The organism is Lysobacter sp. Soil_N_51 (assembly GCF_057655755.1).
Genome location: NZ_JBDGLR010000007.1, coordinates 407,123 through 425,587, shown reverse-complemented (window position 1 = coordinate 425,587; position 18,465 = coordinate 407,123). Strand labels below are relative to the sequence as shown.

Annotated in this window: 4 protein-coding genes; all 4 read right to left on the bottom strand. The window is 61.2% G+C overall.

Annotated elements, in window-relative coordinates; genetic code table 11:
• Positions 1 to 49: 49 nt before the first annotated feature.
• The 4 genes from AC3A4T_RS16005 to AC3A4T_RS15990 all read right to left on the bottom strand — a co-directional run bounded on the left by AC3A4T_RS16005 (position 50) and on the right by AC3A4T_RS15990 (position 18,370).
• Positions 50 to 565 (bottom strand): hypothetical protein, encoded by a 516-nt coding sequence (locus tag AC3A4T_RS16005; protein ID WP_487676252.1) that lies wholly within the window; start codon positions 563 to 565, stop codon positions 50 to 52.
• Between the two features lie 349 nt (positions 566 to 914).
• On the bottom strand, positions 915 to 3,578 hold the full coding sequence (locus tag AC3A4T_RS16000) for a cysteine peptidase family C39 domain-containing protein (protein WP_487676251.1): 2,664 nt from the start codon (positions 3,576 to 3,578) through the stop codon (positions 915 to 917).
• Positions 3,579 to 3,596: 18 nt separating this feature from the next.
• Entirely contained in the window at positions 3,597 to 3,995 is a 399-nt protein-coding gene (locus AC3A4T_RS15995) for a DUF6960 family protein (RefSeq protein ID WP_487676250.1), read from the bottom strand.
• Positions 3,992 to 18,370: a hypothetical protein gene (locus AC3A4T_RS15990; protein WP_487676249.1), complete on the bottom strand. Its 14,379-nt coding sequence runs from the start codon at positions 18,368 to 18,370 to the stop codon at positions 3,992 to 3,994. The genes AC3A4T_RS15995 and AC3A4T_RS15990 overlap by 4 nt, the downstream gene beginning before the upstream one ends.
• Positions 18,371 to 18,465 lie beyond the last annotated feature (95 nt).

The window sequence follows — 18,465 nt, the reverse complement described above, 5'->3', positions numbered from 1 at the left end:
CCAGGGAAAAAGCGAGTCATCAGGTGAAGAGTGATGCACTTGGTCCTGGTCAGTGCACATGTGAATCACGCTCGGGAATACCAAACTTCCTTTGCATGAAGGCTGCGCCAGGCATGTGATGCGGCGTAATATTGTCGCCGATTGTCCCTTCATCAATTAGGCTCCCATACGTGCCTCTGTTGAGCTCGTTCGGCAGCAGCGCATGGCTCGTTGTAGGCTTAATAGATTTAGGACTGCGCTTTCCTAAATACGCAACTGAACTAGGCGTTGAACCATTGTGTGCAACACTGTCGCCCTTAAGCCTAGAAAGATCAATAGACCCCCGCTGCGACTGTCGCGCAATCGCCGGCCCAGAGCGGCTCCCCACGAACAGTTCTTTCTCTCTAACTGCGCTCAGCCGATCACGAACCACAACCTCCAACTTGTTCTTCGCAACCTCCAAATATGCCTTAGCGTTGCGAGCGCTGTTGATGATCATATCCTTGCCCATCGACGCGCCAATCCCGACCAACGAAGCGGCTAAACCGATAGTGAAAGCGGCAGTCGCATCGGCGGCGGGACGCACGACTTCGATCTCAGCCGCATCCGTTGCAGCGAACGAAAACAGGAGACAGAGTGCACTTTCTAAGTAAAGCCCGCTCTACTCTGACCCCTGTTTTCAAATCTGAATTGGATACCCCAAGGATTCGCCATCGACGACTCGCCATGTCGCCCTCACGAACCTTTTCACAACGCCAGGATCATTTGCACAAAATGGCCGCAGAAAAGATTCCAGTTCGTCCGACATAACCACCGATCGAATGCCGGCGACATCTGAGACGCCACCACTCAACGCAATCTCTTCGCCATCGACAATAGCGCTATAGACAACGTTGCGACTGTTAGCGTCGTAGGAAATTGAGCTGAGCACGAGATTATGGCTTTGGCTTGAAGACACTGTAACCACTCCATGCGTTATCGAAGTCGAGCGGATTCATTGAATAGCGGGTTGCGTTGAATGGGTCACGCAGCAGCACTCTCCCGCTATCGTTCAGACCGTCAACGACAACCCAATGGCCGTAACCATTACCTCGTTCCCACATCATGGCCGACCAAGAGCCTGTTTCATTTAATGCTCCGAAACTGGACGAGTCGACACCCGCGCCTACCCATCCGCTATCAAGCTTGTTCATTTTTGCGGCAAGGCTCTGGGCCGATGTCAGTTCGCCACCGAGCTTGACTTGATCAACGATTACTCCGCGATCAGTTAGCAGCATCTGCGCACATGCCTGTCCACACGATGTAGGCGTGGCCTGCTGTACCACTGATCCATCTGCCACTTCATCTATTACTCGCCACTTTCCACCTGCACCGCCAAGAACTTCGCTGTTTGCAACTACGTTATCCAAAGCACGGAACTTACCGAAGTACCCCACTTTAGCCAAGGGCAACGGAATGCCGACAACGCCGCCCACAGTCTCGCCTGCCGACAAGTAGTCGCCACGACTCCATGCTCCATATGTTCCGTCCCAAAGATTGTAGGCGGCTCCCGCTACTGCACCAACATACCCCATGTATGCCGCATGTTCCTGCTGCGCCAGTGCTCCGCCGGAGAGCGTGTACACGTAATTGCCCGCACTGTTCCATGCGAAGTCGCCCGCGCCTTTGAGGAGATTTGATGTCGCCGCGAAATCCTCGCCACCAATGGCCCCCAGAGTGTGCAAATACGCTGAGGTTCCCAATAGGGTCTTGCCCGCCTTGAGCGAAAACGCAGCAACGTCATAGACCGACTTGGCCGCACCGCCAAGGAGTCCGATCGGTGCCGCGACAACCCCCAGGTACTCGTTGCTTTGCCGCGCCATTTCGGCATGCCATGCCGCGCGCGAGCCGGTTCCCATCCAGGCTTGGCTTTGCGTCGGACGATAGAATGGCATTTGCCCGGTTCGTTGCAGATAGGCGTTGTGGATTTTCGGTTGAAGCACACCAGCGCCACCGCCCGCCTGCATCGTGCGGTACAGACTTGGCCAGTTCGCATCCGTCGCTGGGTCATAAGCCCCTTTGGCCGTCACTGTGACTCGATCAGCAAGAGTGTGGGGCACCGCACCGCCGGTCAGCTCGTCGTAACGATTTTTTGCTTCCACATAGGTGGTTCCAACGGGCAATGGAGTCATGTTCCGGCTACGAAGGTAGTCGTTCATCGCGGCGACGTACTGCAGCTGCTCCGCGGTACTGACACCGGCCACCTCCGAGGTCGTCATCTGCTCGGATGCTCGAACGCCACTAGGTTGGGCTGCATCGGAAGCACCTGCATTCAAGCGCAATGACAATGGGCCAATTTCAGTTGCAATGTCATTGACTGCAATGTTTGTGTTTGGCATGTCGATGCGTGTCCGCTCCACCGGCCCAACGCGCCGATCAGCTCTCCAATCATCGATTTGGCCACGCATCACGTTGGCTAATGTATTACCAAACGCATCAACCGCAATCTGCCCCCAGTTCTGCTTACCCAATCCCATCAAACGACGTGCGGTCGCGTTGATCGCGCCGTCAAGAGCGCTGCCTGCAAAGTCGTTCGCGAAGCGTTCAAAGCCGCTGGAACCATCGGTGATCGGCAGGGAACCCGAAGGATTAAGCTTGGCGCCCAGATAGGCGCCCGCCGCCGTCGCGGCTAAACCCTTCCAGCTGAAATAGGTATCCCTGCCGACCGTCGCGTTGGCGACGACGGAGCCGCCGTAGCTGGCCACCCCTTGGGCCACGCGGCCTGCGGTGCTTAGCGCGCGCGATCCGTCGGCCGCGACCTTGCCGAACGTGGCGGTCCTGGCCAAGTAGGCACCCGCGCCCGCGGTCACGCCCGCGGTGATGCCGTCGACCGCCACATCTCGCCAGCTGAAGCTCGCTACGCCGATGGCGCTGGCGGCGCCTCGAACCACGGTACTGGCTGCAACGGTGGCCGCACCTGCGGTCACGCCCGTGGCCAGGGCACCGGTGCCCAGCACACTTTGGACAACCTGGCCGATATAGGGCGCGAACACGTAAGCCACCGCGACGATCACGACGGCAAGAACGGCTGCCACCGCATTGCAATGATTCTTCGGCGGCGGCTCGATGTACGGCAGATTCGGCGTAGTGCTGCCGATCGCCTCGTTAGGATTGAACGGCTTGAAGGTATTCGCGTCGTTCGCCGTCACCTTCACGTCGGGCACGCTGATCGTGATGCCGGCGGTCAACGCCCTATCGGCGCCTTCCAGCGCATTCGCCGCGGCCAGCACGTACCACAGGCTGGCATTGCCATAGACCCGCTGGGCGATGCTGCGCAGGGTGTCGCCGGCCTGAGCCTGTACTCGAATGTCGCCGGCGCCGTTGCTCTGGTAAGCGGTCAAGCGACCAAGCAGGTCGACCTGGCCGCTGAACGTGCCGGAAGCAATGTGCTGGCCGTTGATGTAAGCGTACGTCTGAGTGCGTCCGGACTCGGGCGCGCTCTGCGCGAACACGCTGCCGTCAAGGTGGCCCTCGCTGCGCCTGAGGATATTGCCGTCGTGGTCGTAAGCGAAATAACGCAGCTTGTCGTCGACCTGCGGGGCTACTATACCACTGAGCAATTGATAAAAAAATTTAATTCAGGGCAACGCAATATCACTCCCAAAATACCAGCGAGAACTTTTCTTTCCATCGACAATTAGCGAGTAGATTATTTCCTTTTTTTCCATGTGCCATCCAATACTCCCAATTAAGGCTAACTGCCCGGCGCGCGAACCATTTAATACGCACACCACGTCCCCCTTATAAAAAGGCGTATATGGAACCAACTCAAATCCATCCGGATTGACTCGATATCCCCGCTCCCTACTGGACATTATTTCCAAAAAATAATCCCCGGAATTTACACAATGATAAATAACGCCAACATTGTGCTGAGCAACAAACGACTCATAGTCCTCAGAAAATATCCAGTCATTCAGCCCACAATGTTCCGCCCAGATGTATCGACCACATTTGCCAACAAAATTCTTATTCATAAACTTCCATCCACCGGAATGGGTCTTCGGTATTGTGAACTAAACGAACTGCCTGGCAGAGACTTTCTAAAAATTCTTTCAGCATCTCCTAAGGCATGGGCTCGTGGCTTGTAGTGGCCTGACGCATTATCCATGAACAAAATTCGGCCCTTACTGAACATAATCATCCCAGCCGATATAACCTCCGGATTTCTACCTCCAATTAAAGTCGGATGGGGCATTCGAACATTTCCAGAAGGATCTCTTTTCCCAATAAATATTTGCCCATCCTTGTCTATCACAAACATCCTCTCTCCATGAACCCCCTTTTTGCTACCAATCTCTAAAATTTGCCCATTAGAGCCGACACGGTCTTTTACGTTGAAAGTGAGCGGATTACGCATGTATGAGCCGTTGATTACGATACCCGCCTCAACGTCCCTAGCAAACATCGACGGCTCAACCTTTATAGATCTTATCGGGTCCACTGCAGCATGAACGGAGTTCCTCGTCATCCCGTTAGGCCCGGTGCCGGAGTTCCTCGTCATCCCGTTAGGCCCGGTGCCAACGCCACGCCCTATCCGTGGATCACTGCTGCCCATTGCACCAAAGCCCGCAGACAACAACTCGCTCGTCAATTCAGGCTTGTAATACACCTCTTCCGGATGACCCGGTCGACCCGTTACACCTCGCCTGTACAAGTCCAAGGCTGCATCGCGGAGCTGGATTTGCTCCATATGATCCAACTGAGCGCGCATGTGGTAGCGGTACATGCGCACGTCAAAGATTCCCTGGTCGAGATCAGCCTTGCTGACTGAGCCTTTGGCGTAACTTAGGGCATAAGCTCGATCCTGCATTTCCCGCGGCGTCAGTTGCAGTAACTCCTTGTCGAATATTGGATACGCGCCTGGCGCTTTACCTACGCCTCCTGGCGTCAGGGATCGCATGGCTTCTTCAATCGACGCAGGAGCTTCCGGAGCTTGTTCGCTGTTGAGCGCGCCCATGAAATCAAGCTTCAAGAAGCCAGGTATCGACCATCCATTAAGTAGCCTCTGGCCAGCCACCCAATCCGGCCCCATCGCGATACCAGTGACGGGCTCATCGGCCATGTTCGATGGCGATTCTCTCGTCACGGTCGCAGGCCCCATGACGCTCGAAGCCCCTATCGCGCCGTTGTACCAATCTCGCTCCTGCCGATGGAACGTGGCCTGCCGCGCCGCGCTTGCGGTGCGCGGGAAGGACGGCCGCGCGTTGGCGGCGGCGTAGTAGCGCCAGTTGTCGTAATACTCGGCGTTCGCGAAGTCGCGCCATGTGGCTCTTTCGTCGTCGGCGTAGACGTGCAGCGTGTCGAAATCGTGCGTGGGCACGCCGGCACCGCCGCGATAGTCTTCGTCCATCAGCGGGCCGCGCATGCGTCCCAGGCCTTGATAGGTCATCGCCGCCGAAATGTGATCGGGACCGCCTTGCGCGGCGGGCTCTCGTTGGTGCGCCGCCATGCGGTGCGCGGTCACTAACGAAACGCCGGCTACGATGGCGCTATCTGAAAACGCGTTGGCGCTCACATCGCGCCAGTTCCAGCTCGCCTCGCCGGTGATCGCCTTATGCGCGCCGTAGCTGATGCCTTGCGCGATAACGGACTTTCCGAATGCCATGCTGGCTTGCTTGGCTGCCTCAATCCAATTGAATGATTCTCCGCCTTGCGTCATGGCGTGCTGAGCTGACAAACCGACCGCCTGTCCGGTACGGCTATCGCCAAGGACACCCGCGGTTACCCCCGCTGCGACCGCGCTGGCCGCAATTCCTCGCCAGCTGAAGTGATCTTCTACGCCAAAAGCCTTGTTGACGGCATAACTGGCCAGATAATTGGTGCCCGCCCGAATGACCGCGTCGGTGATTCGCCCGCCGGTCGAGTAGTACCCGCCGCCATACGCCGTCAGGCCCGCCACGGCGATCGCGCCTGCGCTGTAACCCTCGCGCTGACCACCATGAATTTCCGCCGTCTGCGCGCCGGCCTCTCCAACCATCCCGACCGCCGCGGCATAGACGCCCGGCCCGAGGTACATTGACACCACGACCGCAACGATGCGGATCACCATCGCCAGTGCATTGCAATGCGCTTTCGGCGGAGGCTCGATATACGGCAGATTCGGCGTGGTGCTGCCGATCGCTTCGTTAGGATTGAACGGCTTGAAGGTATTGGCATCGTTCGCCGTGACCTTCACGTCGGGCACGCTGATCGTGATGCCGGCGGTCAACGCCGTATCGGCGCCTTCCAGCGCATTGGCCGCGGCCAGCACGTACCACAGGCTGGCATTGCCATAGACCCGCTGAGCGATGCTGCGCAGGGTGTCGCCGGCCTGCGCCTGTACTCGAATGTCGCCGGCGTCGTTGCTCTGGTAAGCGGTCAAGCGACCGAGCAGGTCGACCTGACCACTGAACGTGCCGGAAGCAATGTGCTGACCGTTGATGTAAGCGTAAGTCTGAGTACGTCCGGACTCGAGCGCGCTCTGCGCGAACACACTGCCATCGAGGTGGCCTTCGCTGCGCCTGAGGATATTGCCGTCGTGGTCGTAAGCGAAATAACGCAGCTTGTCGTCGACCTGCGGCGTGTTCGATTGCCTGGGCGTGTGTTCGCGAACCGCTATCCGCCGCCCCCAACTGTCGTATTGGCTATACGTCGTGGTCGGGCGGAAGTTCGCGTTGCTGCTGGTCCCGTGGACCGCCGCCTCCAGATAGCTTTCCCGCGCTTCGTACTCGTAGGTGTAGTACTGCGTATAACCGACCGGGTCATTGGGCAGGGCGCCTGTGAGGTCTTCCAGCGCGTGACTGACGAAAGCGTAGCCGCGCGAACGGCCGGCGGCGTCGTAGCCGTAACGGGTGTAGTCGACTTGCGAGATCAGGCTGAGCGCGGAGCGATCGATCCGCGATTCGGCCGGGCTGTTGAGATCCGGTGTCCACTGCAGCGGCCGGCCATAACTGTTCTGACGCAACAAGCGGCCATCGGCGTCGTATTCGTAGGTCTCGGCGTGTTTGATCCAACCGGGTATCGGAATATCGCGACGCTGATCGTCCGCGTCGAAGTATTCGCGCCGCTCGCTGACGCGCCCCAGATCGTCGTAGACATACTGTTCTTTCAGCGCCACCGGCGTGTTGCCGCCGAGCGGCTGGGCCATGAACACGTATTGACGCTGGCCGCGCTGGTCGTACTGGGTCAGCTCCTGCATCACCTGCTGGCCTTGCAGGAAACGGCGATACACGGCGCGACCGGCGCCGTCGTAGGCCAGACCGTAACTCACATCGGGATTGCCAAGTACGATCTGGCCGTTGATCAACTTGCCATGAGCGACAGTGACCCGGTTCTCGGCATCGTAGTCGTACCAGTAGGTTTTGCTCGCATCAGGATCGTTGTAAGGCACGCCGCCCTGGCCCGGCGCGCCGGGCATCTCGTCGTCACGTGGATATTGCCAGGTGAATTGATCCATCACGATCGCCGAACTGCCGTTGGTATAGGCCACGCCGCCGATCACCATCGTCACCGCGCCGGGCGGCACGCGCACCGGGCCGAGCCGCGATTCCTTCCAACCCGAGCCGCTTTCGATCATCGTTCCGCGCGCAACGCTGACGACGTTGTCGTTGGCATCGAGGAAGTGGATGAACACGCCGCCGCCGGAGTTGCTGCTGTTGCGCTGGACCATCGCGCTGGCGCTGATCCATTGGCCGGGCCGCAGCACCGGGCGCTCATCACTGTAGATGCGGCCGGCGGTCGGACCGAAGAAGGCCGCGCTGAAGTCGGGATTCGGAGGGCCGTTGGGCACGATACGCCAGCCGTCCTCTCTCACGCTCCAGCCGGTGTCACCATCGACGAAATCGCCGTTGGGCACCGAAAACGACCAAGCGAAATCGTCCATCCACAACGGATCGTTGCCGCCGCTGCGATACGCCACGCCGCCAATCTTCATATAGGCCGCATTCGGCGGCGCCACCGCGCTTAACGAAGACAGATGCCAGGCGCCACCGGAACCATCGGTAACCATGTTGCCGCGCACGACGCTGTCTGGGATCGGGTTGCCGTTGGCGTCGAGCCAGTACAAAAACACGCCGGCCCCGGCTTCGCCCGAGCTCGATGCACCCTGCTGCACCGCTGCGCTGAGGGTGACGCGCTCGCCGGGACGCACCGGGACAGGAGCCTTATAGGTGATGCGCCCGCCTTCGCCGGTCAGATTGAACTGGGCGCTGAACTTGCTGCCTTTGTAACCGGTGCCTGGGGCGTTGGCGACGATGCTCCAACCATTTTCCTGCTCCCAGCCAACGTCGTCGTGCTCAAAGCCGCCGTTATACAACCCGGAACGATCCGACTGCTCGATGCCCGGATCGGTGTAATCCGTGCGCGCTTCGACCTTGCGACGATTGCCGACGGCATCGTAGCTGTAACTCACATCAAGCAGCCGGCGACCTGGCGGCTCGGCATTCGGGTTCGTCACGTCGACGTAATTCCATGTGAATTCGTCGACCGTCACCGGATCGGAGGCGGACATCGCATAAACACCCACACCGATCGCCATGAATGCGGCTCCTTGCGGAGCCCTCGCTTGGACCGTCGAGGCCTGCCAGCCATTACCAGAATTGCTTCCGACCACGTTTCCGCCGACCCAACCGTGCCCCGCGCCGCCAGGCAAAGGCAATCCATCGGCGTCGTACCACAAGACCATTATCTGCCCACCGGATATGCCTGCTCCCGATCGGATCTTGACGCTGGCGCTGATGGACTGGTTCTGTTGGACCGGCACGCGTTGCGCGCTGACCAGCCCGGCGCTGCCGCCTCCTGTGTATTGCGCAGCCCAATTGCCACTATAGACCTCGATGCCGCTCGACGATTGTTCGATCGCCCAGCCGTCGTCCTTGAGCCAAGCATTGTCTCCGCCCTCGAATCCCGCGTTCTGTGGCGCCCCGCCGCTCGACAACTCACCTAGCTCGTCCTGGGTGACGCCGACGATGCGATCGTGTGAGTCGTAACTCACCTGCGTGATCATATGCACGCGCCGACCAGCGCCGTCGCGGGTATATGACTCTTCGCTCGTGCGATTGCCGCGCTGGTTGTAGGTATAGCGGAACCAGTCGTCGCCTTCACGCACCACCGAAAGGCGCCCTTCCCCGTCGTACTCGAAGTACCTCGACCCATTGCCTGCATTCGTCGACGGCATCTCGCCGCCACTCAGCTCGCCGTTGTCGCGCCACTCGCGCCACGGCACGCCGTCGGACCCGCTGTCGACGATCGGCGTGCTCACCTGCCGGTTCTGCGGCGTCCAATGGCTGTGCAACGCGATCAGCTGGCCGGTCTGCTCGTGATATTCGTAGTCGTAGTCCGCGCCGCTGAGATCGTTGTGATCGATCAACCGTCCGAGGTAGTCGTATTTCCAGGTCTGCTCGTCGAGGAATACGATCTCGCCGTCCTCATCAACGCGGCTGCGTCGCGCAGCGTCGCCGCCAATCAGGGCCGAATCCGACAGCGCGTTGGTTTCGCGGATTTTCTTGCCCTGGGTATCGTAGCCGTAGCTGACGGTCACGCCGGCCGCGGTGCGGCTGCGTAAGAGCAAGCCGCGACTGTCGTAGTCGTAACTGGCCGACTGTCCCGTTACGTCGGTAACCGTCAGGCGATCGCCGCGCTGGTTGAGGCGATAGCTTTCGCGCAGCTGCCGGCTTCTGGCCGTGCCGCTCGAATCGATCAGATAATCGCCCTGCCCGACGATGCGGCCTGCCGCATCGAACTCACGGAACGTCAGATAGCCCAGCGCATCCTGGCTGAGCAGTTGCCGGCCCAGCGCGTCGTAGGCATGACGTGTGGTATTTCCCACGCCATCGGTACTGGCGATCAACTGGCCGGCTGCGTCGTAGGCCTGTTGACGAAGGTTACCGTTGGCATCGCGACTGGCGATCAAGCGGCCTTGCGCATCGTAGTACCAGCTCTCTTCCGGTCGCTCAATCGTTTCGGTGCCATCGGCATGCACGACGGAGACCTCGGGTGCGCTGCGCCAGATAAGCTGATTGGCTTCGTTGTAGCGACTGCGAGTTATTGAGTCGTTTCCGATTGTTTCAATAACGTTGTTCCAACGATCATGGACAATACCCCCTCGAAAAGTATCATCGTCCATGAACTCCACACGGCCAAGCTGGTCGTAATATGTCCAACGGTCGACAGACCAGACCGCCGGCGCGTCGCGCCAGTCCCTGGTAAAATTGTCGTAGCTATCCTTTATTCGCCTGCCGCCCCGATCATATTGGTACGTATGCACGACGCCGCCATCGGCGTTGCTGGAGATCAGATTGCCTTTCATGTCGTAGGTGAACTGCGCGGCAAACTCGGAAGTAGCCAGCGCCGTATCAAGCCGATTGTCCTTGGCGATGATTTCTCCGAAGGCGTTGTAACGAACCTGTTCGCTGGTATCGACCATGGTCTGCTGCAGCGATACGCCATTGTGGAACAGCTCTCGTGAGACCTTGCTGGTAACCTGGCGTCCGTTGCGGTCGTAGGCCGCCTCGGTCACGATCCGGGCCGCCCGACCGTCGCTGCCATCCAGCCACGAACAGGTGAGAACCACGTTGTCCGCGGCGTCGTACTGCTTGGTGTACACCGTGCCCGCCGCGTCCTTCTCCCACACGCCCCGACCTTGACGGTCGTAGCGCGTGGTATGCAGAACGTCGCGCGAAGAGGCTTGCGCCTCCGCTTCGCCATTGCGAAGGCCATTGGCATAGCGCCGCAACTGCACGACATTGCCGAAGGCGTCGTAGGCCATCGTGCTGTAGGGCGAGGCCTGCTCGTACAAGCTCGCGTCGGCCAGATTGGCCGAGGCCGAGGCCAGTTGCGCGAGAGCGTCTGCCTTCAGCACCGCCCGCACGGGCTCCTTGACGGAGATCACGCGTCCAAGCGCGTCGTAAGCGGTCTCGGTCACCTGGCCGTCGGCGTTAACCGACACCACGTGACCTTCGTTGTCGTAGCCGTTTGCGACCACGAGCGCGCGCACGCCAACAGTGCCATCAATATTTTGGTAGTGAACCTGTTTGGTCTCCATGATCCGCCGGCCCAGCGCGTCGTAACCGTACTCGGTACGCCGATCGTAGCCACTGTCGGCATCCGCGCTGCTCAGCTCCGGCGGCCCATCTTGCGTAGGCCACTCTACCCTTCTCGCATATTCGGTCTGCGCGACCACCTCGCCCCTGGCGTTGTACTCCCACTGGGTCGCGTAGCTTTCCGGATCGACGGTCAGTATCCGACGCCCGGCGCCGTCGTAGAAGTGATCGATTACCCCGTGGTTTGTGTAGATGCCATTGCGATAAGCCTCTCCCGAACTCGCCAGATAATCCGCGGGCGAACGCAGATGCCTGCTCTCCCGGATCAGATCACCAAAGTAGTTGTATCGTTTTGAGTTCGCTCCATACCGTACGGCCAACCGATCTTCATCGTTTCCGATCACCACGTACTCGTAGGTATCGGTGATGCGGCCTGAGGAGTCGTAAACTGTCTCCAGCATCCGATCCATGCCAAACACCGAAATGTCCCCGATCATCGCGCCGATCTGCTCGGACGACACAGGCTGACCAGCGGCCAGACCCAAGCGCCCCGCATACCGCCTCAAATGAGTTTGCTCGCCCAGGCCGTTGTAGGCATATTCGGTAACATACCCCTCCTGATCGATCTCCCATGACACCAGTCCATTGCGCCCATAGGCTTTGTAACTGTAATGGCCACGCACATCTTTCTGCATCACCGCGCGACCCAGCGCGTCATAAGTGACTTCGATCGTCGATATGACGCCGGCAGCGTTAATCTCTCCGGTCGCCGGGTCGATTTGACCGGCATCGGGAAAGATCGTGCGGACCTGATGGCCGCGACTGTCGTACTCGTATTGGGTAATCCGCGCCTCGGCGCTATCGGCATCCTGGATCCGTGAGACGACGTTACCTAGCGCGTCGTAAGCGGTACGGGTAATGATCGATCGGGTCGAAACCGATACGTTGCCTTGCGCATCCGTTGTAGCGATCTGAACTTGCGGACCGGTCTCGGCGACACGACGGCCCGCGCGATCATAGGTGTAGCTCCAGGCCGAATCGTTCCTGTTGACGTAGCTTCTTAGCTGCCCTAATGCGTCGTAAGTGAATCGCTCCGCATGTCCCAGCGCATCGGTGATAGTGACTGCATGACCGGCACCGTCGTAAGCGGTGGAGGTAATGCGGACATCCAACTGGTTTGCGATCGCAGCCGCCACCCCCGATTCGGACATCGCAATGTCCATGGCAATCGCAGCGCCGTAGCTGCGCGCTTGCACCACCCGTCCTACGCCGTCGTAACGCTGTTCCGTCACCGAGCCCAGTGGATTGACGGTGAAACGCAGGTGGCCGGTCCCGTCATACACATACCGGGTATGCCGTTGATTTTCCGGCTCCTCGCCGCCGGCAGAACGTATCGCCTCGGCGTAGTCCGCCTCGGTCCTGTCGGCCGGATTGAAATAAGCGGCGCTATACGCGATTTCTTCAACAACGCGGCCATTTCCGTCGTAGCGACGCTCGACTACTTGCTCACCCCAGGTTTGGTAACGCAACCGGCCGGCGGCATCATAGACGTTGCTCTGCCTTCGCCCCCACCACGCGTTCACCCATGAATTTGTGGGTATGCTGGTCTGCGTCTGCTCATCCCAAATGGAATCGGCCGGCCCGGCGGTGTCGAATTCGGCCAGGGTCACGGTGCCGGCCAGGATGCGGGCCTTGAGCCCAGGCTCAAACCCGGTAAGCCCGCTACTCCTGGCGAACCAAGAGTAGTTATAGGTTCCCCCCGGCGGGACTAACGCGATGCCGGACTCGACTAGGTTCACGCGTCCGGCGGCATCATAGCTATATCTGGTGACATACCCCGCCGCGTCGACTGCATAACGTTTCCGCCCAGCCGAATCGAAGATCGCGTACTCCTGTATATCGCGCGCTTCGTCGGCCAACTGCACCGTCGCGATCTGAGCGATCAGATCAGACTGCGCGCCCGTGTCGCCGCCGCGGATTTTTTCCAATAGCGGCGCTGGAATATTCACGGCATGGGCGTAAGCGCGGGTGCCGACGGTGCGACCAGCCCCATCGAGGAAAAGTTCTTGCACCGCCCCGATCGCATCGATGGTGAAACGGACGCGGCCGGCGCCGTCGTAGATCCGATAAGTCACCGGATCCTGGCCCGCGGGAATATAGGAGAGGATCGTGGCGAGGTTGGCCGTGTTGGCCAGGATCGCGGCTTTGGCGGTGGCCAGGTTCGCGCCGGCGACCGGGTTGGCGTAGCGCTTTTCCTCGACCACGCGACCATCGGCGTCGTAGCCGTAGGCGATCACCGCGCCCAGGCCGTTCATGACCAGGCGGATCCGGCCTGCGTCGTCGTGGATGCGGTATTCGGTTTGATCCAGTGCATCGTTGCGGGCGGGCATCGCGGCCAGCGCAAGCAACGCCTCGGACGTCATGCGTCCTGCGTAGAGTTCTTGCCGAATATCGTTGGTTGTGCTGATCCGTGTAGCGTAGCGGCGCGTACCGACCAAACGATTGGTTTGGTCGTAGATCATCTCGGTCACGCTGTAGGCGGTGCTATCGACATTTTCGAGCACGAAACGTACTTGATTATTTTTTTCGTAGATGCTGAACGTGTGGGTATCGTTGTTACGCCAGACCAATTTTGTGTCCATCTGCCCGACCGTCATGCCGTCGGTCAGCGTTGCGGCGTTGGTTACCGCGACGAAGGTTCGTACCGATACCAGGCGACCATTGGCATCGAACCATTGGCGCGTGATCGCACCCACCGGGTCGGTGGTGTAGATCAACTGGTTGCCTTCGTCGTAGACATAACGGGTGACGCCGCCGACCGCATCGGTACGACGGATGAGGTTGTCGTTCTTGTCGTAGACGTAGCTCGTGGTCAGGTTCAGGCCGGCTGGATCGACGTGTTCGGCGACGCGGCGGCCCAGAGCGTCGTAGTCGTACCGCACGACCTGCCCGCTAGGATCGGTGACGCTGACCTGGCGGCCTTGCGCATCGTAGCCGTAGGTCGTGCGCAGGTTCAGACCCCACGGATCGCTGGCCACTTCAATCAGACGCCCGTTGCGATCGTAGCGCTGCTGGCTGACCCGGCCGCTGGCGTCGACGACGCTGAGTTGCCGACCTTGCGCGTCATAAGTGTAGGTCGTGGTAAGGGCCAGGCCGGCGGGGTCTTCGATGCGCTTGAGCACGCGTCCCACAGCGTCGTAGCGCAACTCGACCCGTCGGCCGCTGGCATCGATCGTCGCGCTGAGCAGACCGCGGGTGTCGTATTCGTTGCGAACGATGTTGTTCAAGCCGTCGCGCGATTCGACCAGTTGCCCGTCGCGGTCGTAAATCCAGGTGCGGGTGATGGTCTTGGTGGCGGTGACGCTCTCGGTAACCGACACCGACTGGCCATGACGATTGTGCACGGTGACGATCCGGCTGCCACCGGGTGTGACAATGGTGAGACTGCGATTGGCGTCGTCGTAGCTGTACGTCGTCAGCGCGCCGCTGGGGTCCGCGGTGGTCAGGCTGCGTCCATAGGCGTCGTAGCTTGTGGACCAGGTCACCAAATGGTTGTAGGTCGAGCGACCGCTGCGTGTGATCTGCCGACCAAGTCGGTCATAGGTGTACGTGGTGGCGATGCCACGACCATCGGTGGCGCTGGTGATTCGACCAAATGCGTCATAGGCCGAACCGACGCTGCGTTGTTCGGTTTTGCCGACGGCATCGATGCGGGTGGTCAACAGGCCGCGCTTGTCGTACTGGAACTCGGTGGTCGATGCGGCCGCGGTATCGACCGCCAGCTCTTCCTTGATGCGATCTCCGAACGCGTTGTAGGTGTACCGATTCGTCACTCCGGCGGTATCGATAACCCGCGCGACCTGTCCGCGATTGGTGTAACGGATGGTCTGCAGGCTGTAGAGCGCGGTCGCCATATCCAGCCCGTTGATCGCGGTTTCCGCGGCGGTCCGACTGCCCGCCGTGGCCAGGGTCAGGCGTTGTTGAAAATCGTAAACCCCCATGGTGCCGCCGAACGCGTCGTACACGTTCTTGCGCAGTTCGCCCTCGGCGTTCAGAACGCCGGCCGCGTTCGCGACGCCGCGCATGGTGTGGGTCAGACGTGAGCGGCGATCGTAGAAATACCAGGTCTTGTTGCCGGCCGCGTCGATGCTCTCGATGCGCTGGCCGAGGTTGTTGTAACTGTGGCGTACGCCGTACTGCGCATACACCGCATCGAGCTGCGCCTCGCTCATCCCGGCGGTGACCCGGGTCGAACCTTCGCCGTCGAGCTCGCCGATCAGTTCGCCGAACACGTTGTAGCGGAAGCGGCCTTCGCGCACTTCGCTGGTGTCGGCGGCGGTCTCGGTGCGCAGCAGGCGGCCCTGCGCGTCGTAGGTGTAGCGGGTCACCGTGCCTTCGGCGTTGCGCTCGGTGCTCAAGCGTCCGGCCACGTCGTAACTGCGGCGGGTTTCGCGCAGCGCGCCGGTGATCGCCGATGCGTGCAGGGTCGCCAGGGTTTCGCTTCCGCTCAGGCCGCTCAGCTGCTTGGCGTAGGCCAGCACCGCGCGCTCGTTGCGCGCTTCGTCGAATACGTATTCGGTCAGATAGCCTTCGGCGTTCAATTCGCCGACGACGTTGCCGCGGCCGTCGTAAAACCAACGGGTGAGCTGGTCGGCGGAGGCGTTGGCCGGGCGCAGTTGCGCCAGGGTCCCGGCGGCGCGCTGCGCGCTCGCGGTTACCGTCGCGTAGGCCTTGCTGGCGATGCGGCGGCCGGCGAGGTCGTAACTGTGCTCGGTCAAATAGCCTTCGGCGTCGAGCAGGCCGGTCTGGCGGCCGTTGGCGTCGTAGAAATAGCGGATCGTGCGGCTGTTGCCGGAGCCGTCCTGCGCGGTCGTCTGCACCAAGCGGCCTGCGCCGTCGTGGCTGTAAGTGGTGATCGCGCCGTCGCTGCCGGCCTGCTGGGTGAGCAGTCGACCCAGCGCGTCGTAGGTGCTAGTGCTCACTCGGTCGTCGGCGGTCGTGGCCGGTCGGATCGCGGCGATCGTCGCGGGCACGACCTTGCCGCCGACCAACCATGCGCTCGCATCGACGCGCGTCGCGTAGGACTTGGTCTGGATCACCCGGCCCAGGTCATCGCGCACGAATTCGACCACCGCGCCGGTTTCGTCGACCTGCGCGGCCAGCTGACCTTCTTCGTCGTAGAAGAAATAGTTGCGCGCGCCGCCCGCGTCTTCGCTGGCGCGCAAGCGCCCGGCGCCGTCGTAGTAATTCTTCGACACCGTCCGCGTTGCGCCGCCGCTGAATGCCGAATCGGTGACGCTGATCAGCTGCCCGGCCCTGTCGCGCACCTCGACCCGCAGCAGGTCGTTGCTGGTCACGCCGTCGTTGACCGTGCCGCCTTCGATCAGCATGCGCACGCTTGCGCCGGAGTCCTGGTAGGTCCATTGGCTGACGATGCGCCGCAGTTGATCGCTGCCGGCGCCGACCTTCTCGGTCACCACTTCCGACAGCACACGGCCCAGGCCGTCGTAGAGGTAGGTCGTGGTGTGGCTGACGTCGCGGCCGTCGTTGACGGCCGTGGTCGAACTGCGCATCAGCCGGCGCTGTGTCAGCAGGCCGTGCGCGTCGTACAGGTACTGCACGATCTCGGTGGCATCGTTCTCCACGCCGTTGCCGGAGGCATCGACCGCGTCGTAGGTTTTCGTTCCCGACAGGCGGCCCTTGTGGTTGTAGGTCGATTCGACCAGCGTGCTCTGCGCGCGTTGCGCGGTGGTCGCCCAGGCGGTCAAGCCGGCCAGGGTCATCGCGCCGCTGTACGCCGCGCCCAGGTACTGGCGCGATTTCGAAACCTGGCCCGCGCCGGCGCCGACGGTTTCGTACTCGAACTCACGCACCGCGCCGCTAGGATCGATCACGAAGCGCACGCGGTCATGGGCGTCGTAGACGTATGAAGTGGTCAGGCCGCCGCTCGGCGCCTGCACCGTCAGTTCGCGGTCCGCATCCAAAACGGTGTAGACGGTTTCGCTGGCCAGTTGATTGGTCGCGGTGTACGTGCGCTGCACCGCGGTCGCCGCGGCGCCGGAGGCCGGATTGACCGTGTCCCACTGCCACAGCACATTGCCGTTGGCGTCGTACTGATACACGGTTTCGCTCAAGGTGACGCTGCCGCGCACGGCCTTGACCCGGGTGACGTTGCCGCCGGCGTCGTAGCTGTACTGGGTCAGGTCGCGCACGCCCGACACCGCCGGCGAGCGCACTTCGATCAACTGCCCCGCGGCGTCGTAGACATAGCCCCACGAGCGCCCGGTCGAGTCGGCGACTTCGGTGCTGCGATTGGCCGTGTCGTAGGTGAAGGTCAGGGTCTGACCGGCGCCGTCGCTGTCGTCGGTGTTGGTGTCGCCGCGGGTCAGCGTGCGCACCCGGCCTTGCGCGTCGTAGGTGTAGCTGACCAGGGTGCCGTCGCTCTGCCGCATCTGGCTCAGCTGCAGGCTGGTGGCGTCGACATAGGTATAGACCGTGTGGAGACGGTAGCCGTCGTTGTTGGCGAAGTTGCTGGTGTCCCAGACATCGCGATCGCCCGCGGCATCGGCCGGGGTCAGGTCGACCAGCACCGAGCTCAACCGGCCCGAACCGTCGTAGCCGTAGGTCACCTGCTCGTTGACCACGCCATTGATACGGGTCGACAACGTAATCAGCCGACCATTGGCGTCGTAACCGAAGATCAGCGCCTCCTGCGGCCCGCCTTCGACCGCCTGCACTTCGCTGACGCGGTTGCTGGCGTCGTACACGACGTTCCACGTGGCCTTGGACACGCCATCGGATTTGAGGTCACGAATCCGCGTCAGCCGGCCCTTGAGCGTGGCGTCGGCGTGGTTGGCGTACTGCTCCTCGCGTCGGGTACTGCCTTCGACCCAGGTCCAGGTGCTGGTGGCGGCGTCGCGGCTGAGCGTGTCGTGCGCGCCGTCGCCGGTGGTCGAGCGATACAGGTCGGCGCTGACGAACGCGAAGTCCTGGTGCGAGCCATCGCCGGTGTAGCGGCGCATCACGCTGCCGGCGGCGTTGAGCGTGCCCGACAGCAGTTCGACCCGACGCTCGAAGCCAGTGATCCAGGCATCGGCGCCGACGTCCGCAAGCAGGCCGCGGCTGTTGTAGGTGCGCTGCGCGGCGATGCTCATGCCGCGGAACAGCAACTGCTCGTCCTGGCTTTGCAGCAGCAGATTGCCGGTGGCGATATTGACGTACTGGTTGTCGCGACCCTGGCCCAACCGCGCGCCACCGCCCAGCCCCGTGCCGATCTGACTCGCCGAGCCGTTGAACAGGCCCAGGCCGTTACCCGAAATCACTGCCGACATCTGCCGCTCCCCGTATGCGCTGCTTGGGCCATCCGCTTGATGGTCCGCATAGGGTTAATCCCGACTTTCGCCTATCGATTAATGGGCAAATGTTG

What these genes read in the sequence shown, in the direction of transcription:
- AC3A4T_RS15990 (WP_487676249.1), bottom strand. Translation starts at nt 18,370, where the DNA reads ATGTCGGCAGTGATTTCGGGTAACGGCCTGGGCCTGTTCAACGGCTCG.
- AC3A4T_RS15995 (WP_487676250.1), bottom strand. Translation starts at nt 3,995, where the DNA reads ATGAATAAGAATTTTGTTGGCAAATGTGGTCGATACATCTGGGCGGAA.